Consider the following 17,999-nt stretch of genomic DNA (forward strand, 5'->3'; position numbering starts at 1 on the left):
TCTTGGTGAACATGGCCACGCGGCCCTTGCCCTTGCGCATCACCGCCACCGCGGGCGCTCCGTCCTCGTACGTGGCCAGCACCTGGCTCGCACCGGGCGACGCCGGGTTGTCCGCCTCCAGCAGCATGTACCGGTAGAAGCGCGCGCCGATGAGGCCCTCCTCCGCCCTCCCCGTGAAGGGCGAGAAGAGCACGTGCTCCTGCTTCACCTGCGCCAGCCGCGCCGCCTTCGTCTCCGCTTCCGGGTCCGTCTCGCGCTCCGCGCTGGTGCGCACCACGCGCAGCGGCCTGGGCAGCACCGCCCCCAACCGCTGGTTGTAGTCCTCCGTGTTCACCCGGTCGCCCATGCTCAGGAACAGGCCGCCGCCGTTCTCCACGAAGGCCGCCAGTCGCGCCGCCTCCTCCGGGTTGGGCGCCGGCACGTTCAACAGCAGCACCAAATCGTAAGCGGCGAAGTCCTCGCGCAGCCCGACCTCCGAGTCCCGCACCGCGACCTCCACCGGTGAGCCCGGCGCCGTCAGCGCGGCGTCCACGAAGAACGCCTCGTCACGGTAGCGCGTCGCATGGGGCGCGCCATTCACCACCAGCGCCTTCAACGCCTTGGGCACCGGCAGCACGAAGGCCCGTCGGTCATCCTCCACCAGCGAGTCCGACGCCAGCGTCACCTGACCCACCACCGTGCCACCCTGCGGGAAGCGCACCGTCAGCGCCTTCTGCGTGGTGCCACCGGCGGGCACGTCGACGAAGCCCTTGGCCAGCGTCGTCTCGCCCGTGCGCACCGTGGCCTCCAAATCCTTGGCCGCCTCCGTCCCGAAGTTGCGCACCGTGAAGGTGAACTGGAACGAGCGCGGCCCGGCCTGGAGCGCGGGCTCCACCTTCAGGTCCACAATCGCGTGGTTGTTGAGCACCTCGCGTCCCTCGGCCACGTCGCGCAGCACGACCTCGGGCTTCACCGGCGCACCCGTGGGGCCCTTCACCGTGGGCGGCGGCGCCTCCAACCGGAATGCCGAGGCAGCCATGTCGGAGACCACCACCAGCCGCTTGGCGGCCATGGGGTTCTCCTCCAGCGAGCGCGACGCCATCTCCATGCACCGCGACAGGTCCGCCGCCCCATAGGTCGGCTTCGCTTCATCCACCAGACCCCGCAGCCGCGCCCGGTCGAACCCCGGCGGCGGAGGCGCGGTGGGCGTGCTGGTGCACACCAGCACCGTGGCGGGCTCCTCGGGCAGCAGGTCCTTGAGCGCGTCGCGCGCCTCGTCCCGGCCTCGCTCGAAGAGGGACGTGCCGTCCGTCCAGCGCATGGACAGCGACGCGTCCAGGATGATGGCCGTGGCGGCCGGGCCCTTCACAATCTGCGCGGCCTGCGCGTCGCGGCTCAGCTCCGGCCGGGCGAGTGCAATCGGAATGGCCAGCAGGATGAGCGTGCGCAGCGCGTACAGCAGCAGGCGCTTGAGCTTGAGGCGGCTGGCGGTGCGCTTCTGGCTGCGCAGCACGAAGGCGAGCGGACCGAACGGATGGGGACGTGGCCGACGGCGGTCGAACAGGTGCACCAGCAGGGGGATGAACGCGCCCAGCGCGCCCAGGAGCATCCACGGATTGCCGAACGTCACCCGCGCCTCCCGCGCCGCGCCAGGTAGCGCAGCAGCACGTCATCCAGCTTCTCGTCGGTGCGCACCAGCTCGTAGTCCACGTCCGCTTCCGCGCACGAGGCCTTCACGCTGGCCAGGAAGGCGTGGAACTCCTCCAGGTAGCTCTCCTTGATTTCGCGCGGATTCACCTCGATGCGGCCCTCGCCCTCCATGTCCAGGAAGAGCGTGGGGTCATCGAAGGGGAACGTCAGCTCCGCCGGGTCCACGACGTGGAACAGCGACACGTCGTTCTTCCTCTGCCGCAGCGCCAGCACCCGCTTGAGCGCGTCCTGCTTCTCGTCGAGCAGGTCCGACAGGACGATGACGGTGGAGCGCCGGGGCAGCACCTCCGCCAGGTGGTCCGCCGCGCTGCCCAGGTCCGTGCCTCCGCCCGGGGACGTGGCGTCCAGCGTCTCCAGCAGCACGTTGAGGTGGCCCGCCGACGCGCGTGGAGGCACGTCCTTCCACTTGCCGCCGGTGAGCAGCGCCAACCCCGCGGCGTCCTGCTGACGCACCAGCAGGTAGCACAGCGCACCCGCGAGCGTGGTGGCGACCTCCAGCTTGTTCAGCGCGCCGCTGCCGTAGCCCATGGAGGCGGACGCATCCACGACCATGACCGAGCGCAGGTTCGTCTCGTGCTCGTAGCGCTTCACGTAATACTTGTCGAACTTGCCGTAGGCCTTCCAGTCCAGGTGGCGCAGCTCGTCGCCAGGGGCGTATTCCTTGTGCTCGGCGAACTCCACGCTCTGCCCCTGGTGGGGGCTCTTGTGGAGGCCGGACAGCACTCCCTCCATCACCGCGCGGGCACGCAGCTTCACGCCCTTGAGGCGGGCCAGCGTCTGGGCATCGAGCAGCACGCGGCGCTAGCCCTTCACCACCGTGAGGAGCTGGTCGATGAGCTTCACGGAGGTGATGCCCTCGCTCTCCGCGGTGAAGTTGGGCAGCACGCGGTGGCGCAGCACCGGCCGCGACAGCGCCCGCACGTCCTCCACCGTGGCCACGAAGCGGCCGTGGAGAATCGCGCGCGCCTTCGCCGCGAGCACCAGGTACTGGCTCGCGCGAGGCCCCGCGCCCCAGGACACGTTCTTCGCCACGAAGTCCGGCACGCCGGGCTCCTTGGGACGGGTGTTGCGCACCAGCTCCACCGCGAAGCGCACCACGTGGTCCGGCACCGGCACGCGTCGCACCAGCTCCTGAAGCGCGAGGATGCGCTCGGGCGAGAGAATCTTCTCCAGCTTCGGCTGCTCGCCGCCCGTGGTGCTCTTGACGATCTGCACCTCTTCCTCGGCGGTGGGGTAGCCCACGTCGACCAGGAACATGAAGCGGTCCAGCTGCGCCTCGGGAAGCGGGTACGTGCCTTCCTGCTCAATCGGGTTCTGGGTGGCGAACACGAGGAAGGGCAGGTCCAGCGGATAGGTCCGGCCGCCCGCGGTGATGCGGTACTCCTGCATGGCCTGGAGCAGCGCGGCCTGCGTCTTGGGCGGCGTGCGGTTCACTTCATCCGCGAGGATGATGTTGGCGAACAGCGGCCCCTGCACGAAGCGGAAGTTGCGCCGGCCGGTGGTGCGGTCCTCCTCCAGGATGTCCGTGCCGGTGATGTCCGACGGCATCAGGTCCGGAGTGAACTGGATGCGGTTGAAGGAGAGGTTGAGGACGTCCGCCAGGGTGGAGATGAGCAGCGTCTTGGCCAAGCCTGGCACACCGACGAAGAGGCAGTGGCCTCGGCTGAAGAGCGAGATGAGCAGGTGCTCGACGACTTCCCGCTGGCCGACGACGCGCTTCTCAATCTGGCCGACGATGGCGTTGCGAGCCTCGGCGAGCTCCTCGACTGCGCGGAGGTCGTCGCTCGAGGGGTCGGGCACGGGACGTGGGGCGGGGGCGGCGCTTTCCATGGAAGGAGTCTCTTAATTCGCGGGCGGCGCCCGGACCAACGGTTTCCTCCTTCCGAGCAGCCGAGTCGTGAGGTGGCAACCGTTGGAGCGGGGGGCTATTCCGCTGTCATACACTCTGGGACAGGCCCCGAAGGAGCCCGGGGCCCCTCGCGCCTGCACGCCCCCCGAGCAGGGCCAGCCCCCCGGAGGGCAGGGGGAATGCCGCTTCGCGGACACGCTGCTTACCGTCTCCGGAGAACCGGCCTCCGACGGACGGCGGCTGCCTTCCGGGGTGCGCGCATGCGGTCTGAGCGAGCGGGACGTTGGTTCCACGGCTGGCGGGTGATGGGGCCCGTGGCCCTCCTCTGGGGGGCCGGGCTGGCGTGTGGCTCGGAGCAGGATGCCTCCGCGCCCTCCGAGGAGACCGCCCCACCGAGCCCAGGTGGCGTGTCGCCCTCCGGGCCGGGAGCGCCTCCCTCGGAGTCGACCTCCCCCTCCGAGGGGACGCTGCCCCCGGGCACCCTCTGGGAGACCCGGGTGGGGGGTCCTCAGGATGACACGCCCTCCGGTGTCGCCGTGGGCCGTGGAGGGGACGTGGTGATGGTGGTGTCCCAGACACCCCGGCAGGACGGGGACCGCGAGCCGGTGGAAGGGGAGCTGCTGGGGGTGGAGCTGGCGCGGTACTCGCCGGAGGGGACGTCGCACTGGGTGCAGGACTTCCCCCGGGAGCGGCTGTCGGACCTGCGCGTGGCGGCGTCGACGGGCTCGGAGGGCGCGGTGTTCCTCACGGGCAATGCGTTCCTCTACCCGGCGAACTTCGGGTTGGGGGCGACGCAGGATGGCTTCGTGGTGCGCTTCAACGCGGACGGTCGCGCGACGTGGCAGCAGCGCGTGGGGCAGAAGGCGCACGCGGTGGTGGCGGACCCCTCGGGCGGTGTGGTGGTGGCGGGGGAGGAGTGGGAGGGCGAGGTGCAGGACCCGGTGCTGACGCGCTACGCGGAGGACGGCTCGGTGCGCTGGACGCGGCGCTTCACCGGGACGGGCGAGGGCACGGCGCTGCATGCGGTGGCGCTGGCGCCGTCGGGGCGGACGGTGCTCGCGGGGCAGCTCTCCGACACGCTGGAGGTGGATGGCGAGTCGTTTGGAGCGAAGGGCCGGCGCGGCTTCGTGGTGCTCGCGTTCGACGAGGCGGGGAAGCTGGTGTGGGGGCGCGAGCTGCCGGGCGCGAAGGGGAGGGTGTCGTCGGTGGCGGTGGGGCCGGACGGCACGGTGACGGTGGCGGGTGACTTCGCGGGCCTGCTCGTGTGGGGCGGCACGTCGCTGGGGACGCAAGGGCCGTTCGTGCTCGGAGTGGGCGCGGAGGGCGAGGTGCGCTGGCTGAAGCAGCCGGAGTGCGGCGAGCAGGCACAGGAGGGCGTCGCGGCGGCGGTGGATGCCACGGGCGCCGTGACGGTGGCGTGCGGTGACGCGCTCACGCGCTACGCGGCGGATGGGACGCCGCAGGGCGAGCGGAAGCTGCCGGTGGAGGGCTGCGTGAGCGGGCAGTGCTCGCTCGCGGTGACGGGGCTGGCGGTGGTGCCTGGTCGCGGGCTGGCTGTCGCGGGCTGGCAGCGCGATGGCGCTGGGGACACGTGGAACCAGGATGCGTTCCTGCGGGTGGTGACTCCGGAGTGAGCAGGGCCCCGGCGTTCGCTGGGTTGCTCAAATGTTTGTGTAAAATTCGAGAGACATTGCTCGCTGCTCCGTCGTGACGGTGTGCAGGTGTTGTTTGTTGCTCGCAGTCGGACACATGGCGTTCCCGGAATGGGGCTTGAGTGATAGCTCAGGCTGGAATTCGGTATTTCGCTGTAAAAGCCGAAGCGAAGCCGATGAGCCCTGTTTTCATCCCACCCTGGAAAGAGACACCATGAGTCCCTTGAGAGTCGTTGCATCCCTGTCGCTGTTGGGCGTGCTTTCAGCCTGTGGCGGCGGTACGTCGCCAGACGAGGTCTCCGAGACCGCGTCCAGCAAGGCTGGGCTGGACTGCGCTGCCCTGAGCGCGCCCGTGTATCACCGGATTCGCGCCAGCAACGGCGACAGCCTCTACACGCCCAACGCGAACGAGGCGGCCAACGCCGCGACGAACTACGGCTACACCGATGACCGGGGCGTGGCCTTCCGAGCCTCCGGCATCACGGGCACGGGGCTGTCCCCGGTGTATCGGCTGTACAGCCCGAGCCGCAACGAGCACTTCTGGACCATCGACGCGGCGGAGAAGCAGCAGCTCGCGACGCAGGGCGGGTTCACCACGGACGAGGGGACGGGCTTCTTCGCGTCGACGACGGCGGAGCCGTGCCTGGTGCCCGTCTACCGCTATGCGAACGACACGCTCCGCAAGCACCGCTTCGCGACGACGGCGGCGGAGCGAGCGGCGCTGAGCGCGGCGGGGTGGGTGGACGAGGGCATCAAGTTCCATGTGGCGCCCACGACGGCGCAGCCCGTGGACACGAAGTTCACCCTGGTCATCATCCCCGACACGCAGAACGAGCTCGTCTCGCAGTCCACGCTGATTGACCACCGGATGCAGTGGCTGGCGGACAACAAGGACGCGCTCGACATCCGCTTCGTGGGCCACACGGGCGACATGGCGAACTGGGACACGGCGGACCACATCCAGTACGTCCGCGCGAGCAATGCGTTCCAGAAGCTGGACGCCGCGCAGATTCCCTATGCCATCGCCATTGGCAACCATGACACCGCGGCGACGTGCCCTGGTGGCAGCGCGTGCCCTGGCAACGTGAATGCGAACCTGCGCAACACCACCACGTTCAACACGTACTTCCCGACGACGCGGTTCCGGGCCCTGGGCGGCGTGTTCGAGGCGGGGAAGTGCGATAATGCCTATCACACCTTCACGGCGGGCGGGCTGAACTGGCTGGTCATCAACGTGGAGCTCTGGGCGCGCACGAACGCGGTCAACTGGGTGAAGAGCGTCGTGGAGCAGCACCCGCGTCACAACGTCATCGTGCTGACGCACTCACACCAGACGAGTGGCGGCGGCATCGAGCAGGGCAATGGCGGGTATGGAAACAACAGCCCGCAGTACGTGTTCAACACGGCGCTCAAGCCGTACGCCAACGTGCGGTTCATCTTCTCGGGGCACGTGGGCTCGGCTGCGTACAGTGAGGTGACGGGCACGCAGGGGAACAAAATCTACCAGATGCTGACCACGTACCATGACGCGTCGTCGAACCCGACGCGGCTCATCGAGATTGATACCGCGGCGAACACGTTCTCCTCGCGGGTGTACCTGCCGTACACCAACGTGGAGAAGCAGGATGGAACGAAGTTCACCATCACCAACGTGAACTGGGTGCGCTGATGAAGTGAAGGGGCCGGCGGAGCAGGTCGGCCCCTTCTTCCGACGCGTGAATCAGGGGTCGTACAGGTAGGCCCAGTTCACGACCCACTGTGAGCTCGAGAAGCTGTTGATGGCCTGGTAGGCGTTGAAGCTGACGTAGATGAGCGAGGAGCAGGAGGTGGCGGTGCAGTACTGCAGCGAGCCCGGGTCCTCTCCGGACCAGAGGCTCCGCACGCGTCCGCCCCAGTTGCTCAGCACGGGGTAGTAGACGAGCCCCAGGTCCAGCCAGGCCATGTCATAGGCCACGGGCTTGATGAGGCAGAGCTGATTGCCGGTGCGATTGGCGGCGCTGTAGAGCCACAAGGCATTGCCATTCGAGCAGTCGACCTGCTGGAGCGCGTCCAGGGCCTGCTCCACGTTCCGGCCGCCATTCTCCGCGAGCCGCTGGATGTGGGCTGTCCGAGCATCCGCCTGGGCCTGTTGCTCCTGGCGCGTGACGTGCCGCTCGCGCACCTCGAACGTTCCATCCTGGCGCGCGAGGATGCTCGTCTGGATGACCCAGTTGCTGCCTTCTTCGCCGGGAAGCGGGTCGGTGGACGCCTCCTCGGGGGCTTCACCGCATCCCAGCGCCAACATGGATAAACAGGTCGCGAACACACCCAGGCGCGTCATGTGCATCTCCTCGATGAGAGAGCCCGGAGGAGTCCGGGCTCGTGGAGCGCTTGCTGTGCGGATACGGCGGAGGTCTGTCGAGGTGTCGAAGCGCTATTCAGGCGTCGGGTCAGGATAGTCGAAGTCGGGCCTCGCCTTCCTGCGCTTCGTGGGTTGCGCCTGGGCGAAGGTCGTACATGTCGAAGGGGGGCCTCGATTCGGATGAGGACATCCAGGAACGAGGAGAGGTCGTGCTGGCGATCCCGCACCCTGTCAGGGAATGATGGCGACGCACCTCCCACGGCGACTCTCCACGAACCACAGCCCGGGCCGAAGGGGCGCGCTCAACCCCGGTCTGGAGGTTCACTGATGCGTCGTGTCCTGGTGATGTTGGCTGTGTTCGTCGGTCTGTCGTGGGTCGGCTGTGGTGGCGCGGTGGGTGAAGTCGCCGGTGAGGAACTCGAGGTGTCTTCCGAGGAGCTCACGGAGTGTGCGGCCACGTGTCCCACGGGCACGGTCAGCTGTCCGGCCTCGACGATTTCCTGCTCCGCGACGAACAATGTGGGAGTGACATGCGACGGGACGTTCTATGCCTGTCCGCCGACCCCGACCTGCCCCGACTCCCGGCCTCGGTGCTCGTCTTATCAGAACAGGGCTTGCGGCACGCTGGGGACGCAGGTGGCGTGTTGTTTCAGCAGCACCGAGCCCGGTGTGTGTACCTGCGAGCCGATCCAGGGGCGCAGGTTTGACTGCGCCTGAATGTAGTCGCTGAGTGGGCCGAAGGGGCCGGCGGAGAGGCCGGCCCCTTTGTTCCGTCAGTGAATCGCAAACGTACCGATGCGTTTGCTCGGCTCAGGACTGTTGATGAGAAGATTCTTCGAAATCAATAGTCACGAGGGTTTTCGGGTATGCACTCGGTGAGTGGGGGACAATAGCTGCACCCTTCGTCAGTCAAACCATTACAGTTGTTGTCGGCGCGGTCGTGGCAGGCTTCAAGTACGCCAGGGCAGATGGAGCCGTCCAAATCATTGCAGTCGTTGCTGTTTGTAACATAGCCTGCCGGCTGGCCGCAGGATGGGTATGGAGCGTAATAGTCTCCAAATCCGTCCTCATCCGCATCGCGGTACCACATCTGGAGGGTAAGCCCCTCGTCGGCGGAGCCGTTGCAGTTGTTGTCGGCTCCGTCGCAGACCTCCGAGGCCCCGGGTCGCACGCCGGCGTTGGTATCGTTACAGTCGGTAGTGTTGGTCACGTAGCCAGCCGGCTGTGAGCAGGCCTGGGTCGGTACGCCCGCGTTGCCGTACCCATCTCCGTCCGCGTCCCGGTAGAATGTCGACTTCACTCCTTCGTCCGTGGAGCCGTCACAGTTGTTGTCCAGGGCGTCACACGTCTCCGTCGCACCGGGCCTGATGCTGGCGCTGGTGTCGTTGCAGTCGCTCGCGTTCGATACGTAGCCCGCAGGCTGGCTGCATTTCTGCGCGGTGATGGAGGTCGCCCCGTATCCGTCGCCGTCAGTGTCGCGGTACCACGTCTGGGTGGCAAGCCCCTCGTCGGCGGAGCCATTGCAGTTGTTGTCGACGGAGTCGCAGACCTCCGTGGCTCCGGGGCGAATGCTCGCGCTGCCGTCGTTGCAGTCGTTGCCGTTCGACACGTATCCACCGGGTTGGGCACATGCGTAGGTGGGCTGGCTCACGTTGCCGTACCCGTCCCCGTCCGCGTCCCAGTAGAACGTCGACTTCACATCCTCGTCCGTGATGCCGTTGCAGTTGTTGTCCACCGAGTCGCAGACCTCCGAGGCTCCGGGACGGACGCTGGAACTGGCGTCGTTGCAGTCACTGGCATTCGACACGTAGCCCGAGGGCTGGTTGCAGCTCTGCGCGGTCGTGGAGGCTGTACCATATCCGTCGCCATCGACATCGCGGTACCACGTCTGGGTGGTGAGCCCCTCGTCGGCGACGCCGTTGCAGTTGTTGTCGACGGAGTCGCAGGTCTCAGTCGCACCTGGCCGGATGTTCGCGTTGCCGTCGTTACAGTCCCCGGCGCTCTGCGCATAGCCAGCGGGTTGTGCACAAGCCTGGGTCGACTGCGCCGCGTTGCCATACCCGTCCCCATCCTGGTCGCGGTACCACGTGCCAAGCGTGCCTTCGTCGACCTGGGCGTCGCAGTCGTTGTCCACACCGTCGCAGACCTCGTTGCTGCCGGGTTTGATGGCCGTGTTGCCATCATTGCAATCGCTGGAGTTCGCCACATAGCCCTGGGGTTGACGGCAGTTCTGGATGGCCTGTCCGACGGCACCGAAGCCGTCTCCATCCTGGTCGCGGTACCAGGTGTGTGTGGCCAGTCCCTCGTCCGCTTGCCCATCGCAGTTGTTGTCCACGGCGTCGCACACCTCCGTGGAGCCAGGATGGATGTTTGGCTGTGCGTCGTCGCAGTCACCCGCGTTCAGTGCATGCCCTGTGGGCCGGGCACACGCCTGCGTCGACTGGGACGCCACGCCGTAGTTGTCGCCGTCCTGGTCCCGGTACCACGCCTGGAAGGTGAGGTCCTCGTCTGACTGGCCATCGCAGTCGTTGTCCAGGCCATCGCACGTCTCCGTGGAGGCACCTTGCTTCTGCACGCACTCGATGGCGCCATGGGTGCAGTACGTTACGCCCTCTCCACAGATGCCCTGGGCGCCCGTGGCACACGCCACCAGTCCGCCAGGGTTCTCCTCGTCCGACTCGCCGTCACAGTCGTTGTCCAGGCTGTCGCACGCCTCGGGGGACGCGGTCCGGTTCTGCGCACAGACCACGCTCCCTTCGGTGCAAGCCGTCGTGCCCGCCGCGCACACGCCGAGCCGCCCCGTGGCGCAGCTCTCACCGCCGCTCGGGTTTCCGTCGTCCGCTTGCCCGTCACAACTGTCATCCACTCCGTTGCACTGCTCCGGTGCGCCCGGATACGTGGTGGGCATGTAGTCGTCGCAGTCGAGCTCCTCCACGAATCCAGGGGAGGGCTCGCAGGCGGACTCGTAGATGAACTCGTCTCCGAAGCCGTCCAGGTCCCCGTCGAAGTAGAACGTGTTGGTAAGCAGCGTGGACAGGGGTGCCGTCGTCGGCGTAGTGGACGTGCTGGCGCTGGTGCCGAGCTGCCCCTGAGTGTTGTTGCCCCAGGCCCAAACGGGGCACCCCGGCCGCACCGCCACCGCGTGTTGCGCGCCGGCCGCGATCGACCTGGCATCCGCGAGCCCTGTCACGTCCACCGGCGAGGCGCTGTTCACCGTGGTTCCATTGCCGAGCTGACCCGACGCATTGTGGCCCCAGGTCTTCACCAGTCCGTTGCCCATGATGATGATGGACATGTTGTGTCCAGCCGCGATGGCCGTGGCGGCGAACACGCCTCCCACCGGCGAGGGCGACAGCACGGACGTAGAGGTGGCACTGCCAGTCCCCGTCTGCCCGAAGGTGTTCTGTCCCCAGGCCCATACGTTGCCGAACTGCTCATCGATGAGGAGCGAGTGGCCGGCTCCCGCGGCAATCGCCTTGGCGCGCGGCACTCCCGTCACCCGAGTGGGTGTCAGCACCATCGAGGGAGACGTGCTTCCCGTGCCCACCTGTCCAGCGTTGTTGAAGCCCCAGGCCCAGACCTGTCCGTCCGCATCCAGCGCGAGGGTGTGATTCACGCCTGCCGCGATAGCGCGGATGGTTGGCAGTCGCGTCACCTGAACAGGGGAGGACACCGATGCGCCGGTGGCTCCAGTGCCCAGCTGTCCCGAGGTGTTCTGCCCCCAGGCGAACAGCTGTCCATCCAGTGACAAGGCCAGGGAGAAGCTGCCGTTGGCCGCGATGGCCTGGATGTTGGACAGCCCGGGCACCTGGGTGGGAGACAACACCGCACCGCCCGTGCTCCCGAGACCTGCCTGACCCGAGGCATTCTGACCCCATGCCCAGACACGTCCATCCACGCCGAGTGCCAGGGAATGGTATGCGCCGGCGGCGATGGTCTTGATGGCGGGAAGTCCATACACCCTGGTGGGTTGAGGCAGAGACGTGGTGCCGCCCGTGCCCAGTTGGCCGGAGTTGTTCTGTCCCCAGGCCCAGACTGCCCCGTCCTTCTCCAGGAAGAGGGAGTGAAAAGCGCCCGCTGCCACCTTGCGCGGCACTCGCACGGAGGAGAGCTTCTGCTGCTTCGTGGAAAGGGCTTCCTCGGAGATGTCAGGGACAAGCTCCCGCTCATCCCCGCAGCTCACGGAGGCCAGGATGACGAGGACCGCGAACAGCCTGCGGGCTCGTGACGCTTCGGGACATGGACTTTTCAAGGCGCGGCTCCTGAGGGCCAACCCCGACCCGGCCTCCCTCGGGTCATGGATGTTTTTACAGACAGGCTCCCGGCCGGATGCGGCGTAAGTCAGGCATGGCCTTCGGGGTGTCTGAGATACCCCGGCCGTGGCCGCGAGCCGGAGGGAGCGAGAGGCGAAGGCTTTGTCGTCCGAGCAGGATTTCCTGGGACACCGTGCCCGTCATTCTCCAGGGGCTGTCTTGCCAATGTCTTACAGCCTGGATTATGAAGAGCGCTCTTCATCGCCTGACGGGAGGAGGGTGGACTCCGGTCGCGATGCGGTCGCGAAGCTTCCTGTTTCCGAACCGTGTGCCGGCGATCCGGGTGTCAGCCATGTCCTTTCGGCCAGCACGGCGGCAGACCCCAGCAGGGGTACCTTCCCCATGTCTGGAGTTGAGCGAACTCTATCTTCGACATGGGCGGGCCCTGCGTCAGCGGGCGAGAGCGTTGCTCGGAGGACAGGACGAGTCCGAAGACGTGCTCCAGGACGTCTTCCTGGCCATGTTGGCGAGCCCGGGGTTGCACAGGGGGGAGGCGTCGGTCTTCACGTTGCTGTACCAGATGGTGACGCACAAGGCGTTGGACCGGTACCGGGCGCGAGCGCGCCGTCAGGTCCGGCACGCTCGCCTGGAGGGTGAGGCGCGCTCCGATGATGGGGGCGAGAGCCTCCAGGGCGTCGAAGCGGCCAGGGATCTGCGCTGGGTGGTCCGCTCCACTCCAGCCCAGGTGCTGACCGCAGCCCAGTTGCACTTCGTCGAAGGACACACCCAGGGAGAGGTCGCGGTGGTGCTCGGCGTGTCCCGCAAGACAGTGGTGCGCATGCTCCAGCGGTTGTCCGCCCAGGCCCGCTGTTGAGGGATGGGGCGCCCCGTGCCGCTGGCGAGGTCCGGGGTTATTTGTGGACGAGGAGGAAATTCGCCGAGCCGCTGTTCCAGTAGCCGTCCCGGTTGCCCCACGGGCGATACTTGTACCGGGCGACCACCTGCCATGTGTACTGGTTGATCTGCACCACGTAGCACTCAATCTTGAGGAGTGCGTTGTCGGCCTCGGAGCCGGGCTCCTCGAACCCCATGCTCTGCGGGGACACGTGGATGACCCAGTCGTTCACCGTGCCGGAAGGGACGGTGATGTAGTTACCGTCGTTCGCCGTCCCGGTCCGAGCGTTCTGCGCGAAGCTCTCGTTGGAATAGAGGCAGGTGAAGAGTGAGAGCATCGCCAGGATGGGCAGCGGGGTACGTCGAAGCATGGGGGCCTCCTCGGAGGTGGAAAGTGGCGCGTCACCGCGCCCGGGGAGCCCGGAAGCTAGGCATGCGAGATGCGATTGCAATCCGTTTGCACTTCAGGATGGGCTGGCGTGAAGTATTGGAAAGACAGTCATTGAAGGTGGAACGCCAAGGCTGCGGGCAGCAAGTGCGGGGCGCGTCAGGAGCCGCTCACGGCCTGGGTTGGCACCGCATCAGCCTGGCGCGCCTGTCGTCACTTCCAGCTTCAAGTCCTGATGCAGTCCCTTGTCCCGACTCACCCGCCAGATTTTCTGGTCCAGATAGTAGTGGTGCAAGGCGAAGCCCCAGATGACGCCCGCCATGAAGTCTTTCAGCGTCAGGCCCGCTCCCAGCGCGAGCTTCGCGTCGAACCCACCACAGCCCGGATGCGCGCCGAAGCCACAGCCCACGCCTCGGTACACGAGCGTGAAGACCACGCCGCACGCCGCGTAGATGAGGAAGCGCTGGCTCACCTTCGGCGCCCAGCCGAACGACGCCGCATCCACTCCCGGCGAGTGATAGCGATTGCGGTGATAGAACCAGACGACGCCGTGGTACTGCACGTTGTGGAACGCCGTCACCGCCACGGCGAACATGATGAAGTCCATCCGCGCGGACACCGACGGCCAGAACACCACCGTCGACAGTTCCACCGCCGCGCCCATCATCAACAGCTTCGGCCCGTTCACCCGCTGGCCCGTCCTCCACCGCCACACCTGCCGCCCCGCGCTCAGGACCACCACCGCGAGCACCAGCGTGAAGCACGCCGCCGCGACGGCCGGCTCCCACGTGGGTGTCCCCGTCAGGCCCAGCTGCTTGCGAGCCCCCGGATGCGTCACCGCGAACGCCACGAAGGGCGCGAGCAACCCCACGTACAACGTCACGCTGTCGAGCCTCCGGTCCACGGGTGACGACTCGCCACCCTTGCGCTGGTACAGCGCCATCAGCCCGTAGTGCTGCCGCACCACGTGCCAGTACGCCCACAGCGCGGCGAACGTGAGGAACAACACGAAGGGCAGCTTGCTGCCCAGCACCGTCGACACCGCGAAGCACAGCGGCCCCAACGCGAACCACCCCAGGCTCCCCAACAGGAGCCCTCGCCGCGTCTTCCACTCCCTCGCGTCCAGGTACGTGCGCGACACCGTCGCGAACAGGTGCGGCCCATCCAGCACCAACACCCACGCCCACCACAACGCCAGGCTGCTCACTCCTCCCCAGACGTGAAGTCCGACAAGGACGAGGCTCGCGCAGGCGCCGCCCACCGTGGAAATCAAGTCATGGCGGCGGTCGACCAGCCAGTCAGGACGCGGCGCCTCGGAGGCGGTGAGAGGCAGGGTGCTCATGAGGCTCCTCGGAGGCTCCAGAAGATACAGGAAGGTGCAGGTAGGCCGTTGGCCCACCTGCCATCCGCCATTCGCCGGTCGACCGACCAAGGGCCCAAAACCCTCTTGAGCCGCGCGCTGTGTCCCGCGATGGTGGTGCGTTATGGATCAAGGCAGGCGCACCACGGACCGGAAGGCAGTCGGTCTGTTGGTGAAGCTCAAGCATGAGAGCGTGGGGAGCTTCGCGGAGGAGTTCGCCACCAACCTGAGCCCGGGCGGGATGTTCATCCGTTCGCGCACCCCGCAGCCGGTGGGGACACCCGTCAAATTCGAGGTGCAGATCGCCGGCGGCGTGCGCGTGCTGCACGGCACCGCCGATGTCCGCTGGGTCCGCGAAGTGGGAGACCCCTCGGGCCCTCCCGGCATGGGCCTCCAGTTCCATGAGCTGGACCCGGCCAGTCGCGCCCTCGTCGACATGATGCTCCTCCAGCGCAAGCCGGAGGCTCCCGCCGCCGTCGTCTCGCCGCTGCCCGCCATTGCTCCCGCTGTCGCCCCGCTGGCTCCCGCAATCGCCCCCCTGGCGCCCGCCGTCCGGCCCCTGGCCCCGCCCGCCGCGAAGCCCGCGCCGCGTCCGGTGGAAGGCGTGGCGCTCGACTCGCTCTTCGACGACATCGAGGCGCCGCCCACTCCCACGCTCGACGAGCCCTTCGACTTCTCGCCGCCGTCCCTGGCGGATGAGCCCTTCGACTTCTCGCCGCCCCCCGCCTCGGCGGAGAGCGACGTGGACATCCCGCTCGACGAGCTCATCGCGAGCACGCCGCCGCCCGTCTCACTCGCCGGTGACGAGCCGCTGCCCGAGTTCGACTTCGACCTGGAGACCGGACTCGCTGACGCGCCCCTGGCGCTGGGCGAGGTGCTCGATGAGCCGGTGAGCCTCGATGAAGCACCGCCCATCGAGGTCGGCATCACGGTGGAAGAGGACTCGTCCTCGGGCTCCAGCGGGCCGCTCGAGTTCGACATGGATATGTCCGAGGAGGCACTGGCGCCTCCGCCCGCTCCTCGCGCGGCGCCGTCGCGCGCCAGCGGACCGCTGGAGTTCGACCTGGACCTCAGCGAGGCGATGGAGGAGTCCCCTCCCGCGCCGCCCGTGCGTCCCGTCACCGCACCCGCGCGCCCCGCCGCGCCGCCGCCGCCCCCCGCCGCCAAGCCGAGCGGGGGAGCCTTCGAGTTCGACCTGGACTTCAGTGAGGCCGTGGAGGAGGCACCTCCCGCGCCGCCCGTGCGTCCCGTCACCGCGCCCGCGCGCCCCTCCGCCCCGCCGGCCCCTGCCGCCGCCAGGCCGACCGGGGGAGCCTTCGAGTTCGACCTGGATTTCAGCGAGGCCGTGGAGGAGGCACCTCCCGCGCCGCCTCCGCGTCCGGCCGCCCCGCCGCCTCCGCCCGCCGCTTCCAGGCCGAGCGGTGGAAGCCTCGAGTTCGAACTCGACTTCAGCGAGGCCGTGGAGGAGCTGCCTCCCGCGGCGCCTCCTCCGACGCGGACCGCGCCTCCTCCGCCTCCGTCAGCGACTCGCCCCGCTGGTGGCAGCTTCGAGTTCGACCTGGACCTGTCGGAGATGGACGCGAGTCCCTCTCCCGGAGTCGCGGCGCCTCGGGTGCCCGCGCCGCCGCCTCCCGCTGCCCGGCCGCCACCGCCGCCCGCCGCGTTCCAGCCGCCGCCCGCGCCGCCCGCGTTCCAGCCTCCTCCGCCGGCTCCCGTGGCGCCGCCTCCCACGGCGCAGGCGCTTCCCAACGTGCGTCGCGAGGCCCCTAAGGCTCCCGAGCCGGTGGGGACTCCCACGCTGCTCTCCCCGACCGCCGCGAAGCCCGCGACTCCGCTCGCCGCGCCGCCGCTCGATGAGCGGGGTCTGCCGAAGACGGTCTTCCTTCCGCCGCCTTCGCAAATCGCGGGCACCGGTCCCGTCATCGGCATCGACCTGGGCACCACCAACTCGTGCGTGGCGCTGCTGTCCAACGGGCGTCCCACGGTCCTTCGCTCCCGCGAGGGCTACAACACGATTCCGTCGGTCATCTCGCTCAACGCGCAGAACAAGCTGCTCGTCAGCCACCGCGCGAAGAACCAGCTCGTGTTGCGCCCGCAGCACACCATCTACGGCGCGAAGCGACTGGTGGGTCGTCCCTACGACAGCGCCGTGGTGAACCAGGTCCGCGAGCGCTTCCACTACGAAATCGTCCCCGACGCAGCCGGCCGCGCCGCCGTGCGACTGGCGGACAGCGTGCTCTCGCTGGAGGAGGTGCAGGCCATCATCCTCCGCGAGTGCAAGGAGATGGCGGAGGCCCACCTCAACCAGAAGGTGGAGCGCGCGGTGGTGACGGTGCCCGCGTACTACTCCGAGCCGCAGCGTGAAGCCGTCCGCAAGTCCGGCATCCTCGCGGGCCTCAAGGTGGAGCGCATCCTCAACGAGCCCACCTCGGCGGCGCTCGCGTACGGCCTCAACCGCGAGCTGAACAAGAAGGTCCTCGTCTACGATTTGGGCGGCGGTACCTTCGACGCCACCATCCTCAAAATCGAGAAGAACGTCTTCGAGGTGCTCGGCACCGGCGGCGACATCTTCCTGGGCGGTATCGACTTCGACAACCTCATCGTCGACTTCCTCCTCCAGCGCTTCCAGGAGAAGGAGGGCATGGCCTTCAACGGCGACGGCATCGCCCTGTCGCGTGTCAGCGACGCCGCCGAGCGCGCGAAGATGGCCCTCTCCGAGCGCGCCACTTTCGAGGTCCACATCCCGATGCTGATGATGGACAACGACGGGCGCCCCCGGGACTTGCGCGTCGTGATGACGCGGCAGGAGCTGGAGAAGATCTGCGACCCGCTGCTCAGCCGCACCGTGGACGTGGTGCGTGACGTGCTGCTGGACGCGAAGCTGAAGGCCAGCGAGGTGGACGACATCATCCTCGTGGGCGGCATGAGCCGCATGCCCCTGGTGCGCGAAAAGCTCAAGGGGCTGTTCGGCAAGGGCCCGCAGGCGAGCGTCAACGCGGACGAGGCCGTCGCCCTGGGCGCGGCGCTCTACTCGGGCTCGGTGGACAAGGTGAGCAGCGTGGTGCTCATCGACGTGCTGCCCATGACGGTGGGCGTGGCCATGCCCGGTGGCGTCTTCAAGCGCGTCATCGAGCGCAACAGCCCGCTTCCCGCCCAGCGCTCCTTCGCCCTCAACACGACGAAGGACAACGAGGAGTCCCTGGAGTTGTCCATCTTCCAGGGCGAGGACAACCACATCTCCGCCAACGAGTACCTGGGCACGGTGCGCATCGAGGGCCTGCCTCGGGGACCGAAGGGCTCGGTGCGCGTCGCCGTCACCATCAAGCTCGATTCGGAGTGCGTGCTGCACGTCGAGGCGCGCGAGTACTCCACGCGCAAGGAAGTGAAGGCCACGCTGGCCACGCGCTACTCACCGGAGGAGCTCCAGAAGCAGCTCCAGGTGAGCAAGGAGTCGGTGAAGGCCGCCGAGGAGCGCCGTGGCGCGGACCTGAAGGAACGCGCGGGTGGCTTCTGGGGCTTCGTGAAGAAGGCACTGGGCCGCAAGTAGCGGGCACTCCGAGGGATGAAAGGACC

General features: G+C 68.0%; 11 protein-coding genes. 4 read left to right on the forward strand and 7 right to left on the reverse strand.

Going from position 1 to position 17,999, the window contains the following annotated elements; all coding sequences use genetic code 11:
* From ACN469_RS34100 to ACN469_RS34110, 3 genes are all read right to left on the reverse strand, one after another.
* On the reverse strand, positions 1-1,609 hold a 1,609-nt coding region (locus ACN469_RS34100; protein WP_498774894.1), incomplete at its 3' end, for a BatA domain-containing protein.
* Positions 1,606-2,484 (reverse strand): DUF58 domain-containing protein, encoded by an 879-nt coding sequence (locus ACN469_RS34105; RefSeq protein ID WP_498774896.1) that lies wholly within the window; start codon positions 2,482-2,484, stop codon positions 1,606-1,608. The genes ACN469_RS34100 and ACN469_RS34105, both read right to left, overlap by 4 nt.
* A gap of 6 nt (positions 2,485-2,490) precedes the next feature.
* The gene (locus ACN469_RS34110; protein ID WP_141641671.1) at positions 2,491-3,519 is read right to left on the reverse strand and encodes an AAA family ATPase; all 1,029 of its coding nucleotides are present in this window, start codon (positions 3,517-3,519) and stop codon (positions 2,491-2,493) included.
* Positions 3,520-3,798: 279 nt separating this feature from the next.
* On the opposite strand from ACN469_RS34110, the gene ACN469_RS34115 reads away from it, so the two are divergent.
* Both ACN469_RS34115 and ACN469_RS34120 read left to right on the forward strand, forming a co-directional pair.
* Positions 3,799-5,172 carry a hypothetical protein gene (locus ACN469_RS34115; protein ID WP_498774898.1) on the forward strand — a complete coding sequence of 458 codons (1,374 nt, stop codon included), beginning with the start codon at positions 3,799-3,801 and terminating at the stop codon, positions 5,170-5,172.
* Positions 5,173-5,404: 232 nt separating this feature from the next.
* Positions 5,405-6,859 (forward strand): metallophosphoesterase, encoded by a 1,455-nt coding sequence (locus ACN469_RS34120; RefSeq protein ID WP_498774900.1) that lies wholly within the window; start codon positions 5,405-5,407, stop codon positions 6,857-6,859.
* Positions 6,860-6,910: 51 nt separating this feature from the next.
* Here ACN469_RS34120 and ACN469_RS34125 read toward each other — a convergent pair whose 3' ends face one another.
* Together ACN469_RS34125 and ACN469_RS34130 are read right to left on the reverse strand one after the other, a co-directional pair.
* Complete coding sequence (locus ACN469_RS34125; RefSeq protein WP_498774902.1) at positions 6,911-7,510, reverse strand: hypothetical protein; 600 nt, start codon at positions 7,508-7,510, stop codon at positions 6,911-6,913.
* Positions 7,511-8,372: 862 nt separating this feature from the next.
* Complete coding sequence (locus ACN469_RS34130) at positions 8,373-11,783, reverse strand: MopE-related protein (protein ID WP_498774904.1); 3,411 nt, start codon at positions 11,781-11,783, stop codon at positions 8,373-8,375.
* A gap of 353 nt (positions 11,784-12,136) precedes the next feature.
* Here ACN469_RS34130 and ACN469_RS34135 point away from each other — a divergent pair, with 353 nt between their 5' ends.
* Positions 12,137-12,658, forward strand: coding sequence for an RNA polymerase sigma factor (locus ACN469_RS34135; RefSeq protein ID WP_498774906.1), 522 nt, complete (start codon positions 12,137-12,139; stop codon positions 12,656-12,658).
* A 37-nt stretch (positions 12,659-12,695) separates the two neighbouring features.
* Here ACN469_RS34135 and ACN469_RS34140 read toward each other — a convergent pair whose 3' ends face one another.
* Together ACN469_RS34140 and ACN469_RS34145 are read right to left on the reverse strand one after the other, a co-directional pair.
* Complete coding sequence (locus ACN469_RS34140; RefSeq protein ID WP_498774908.1) at positions 12,696-13,049, reverse strand: hypothetical protein; 354 nt, start codon at positions 13,047-13,049, stop codon at positions 12,696-12,698.
* A 210-nt stretch (positions 13,050-13,259) separates the two neighbouring features.
* Complete coding sequence (locus ACN469_RS34145) at positions 13,260-14,408, reverse strand: hypothetical protein (RefSeq protein WP_498774910.1); 1,149 nt, start codon at positions 14,406-14,408, stop codon at positions 13,260-13,262.
* A gap of 142 nt (positions 14,409-14,550) precedes the next feature.
* Between ACN469_RS34145 and ACN469_RS34150 the strand changes: the two genes are divergently transcribed.
* Positions 14,551-17,973 carry a TIGR02266 family protein gene (locus tag ACN469_RS34150; protein ID WP_498774912.1) on the forward strand — a complete coding sequence of 1,141 codons (3,423 nt, stop codon included), beginning with the start codon at positions 14,551-14,553 and terminating at the stop codon, positions 17,971-17,973.
* The last annotated feature ends 26 nt before the right edge of the window (positions 17,974-17,999 follow it).

Origin of the sequence: Corallococcus terminator (assembly GCF_049194865.1) — a bacterium.
Classification (GTDB): Bacteria; Myxococcota; Myxococcia; order Myxococcales; family Myxococcaceae; genus Myxococcus; species Myxococcus terminator_A.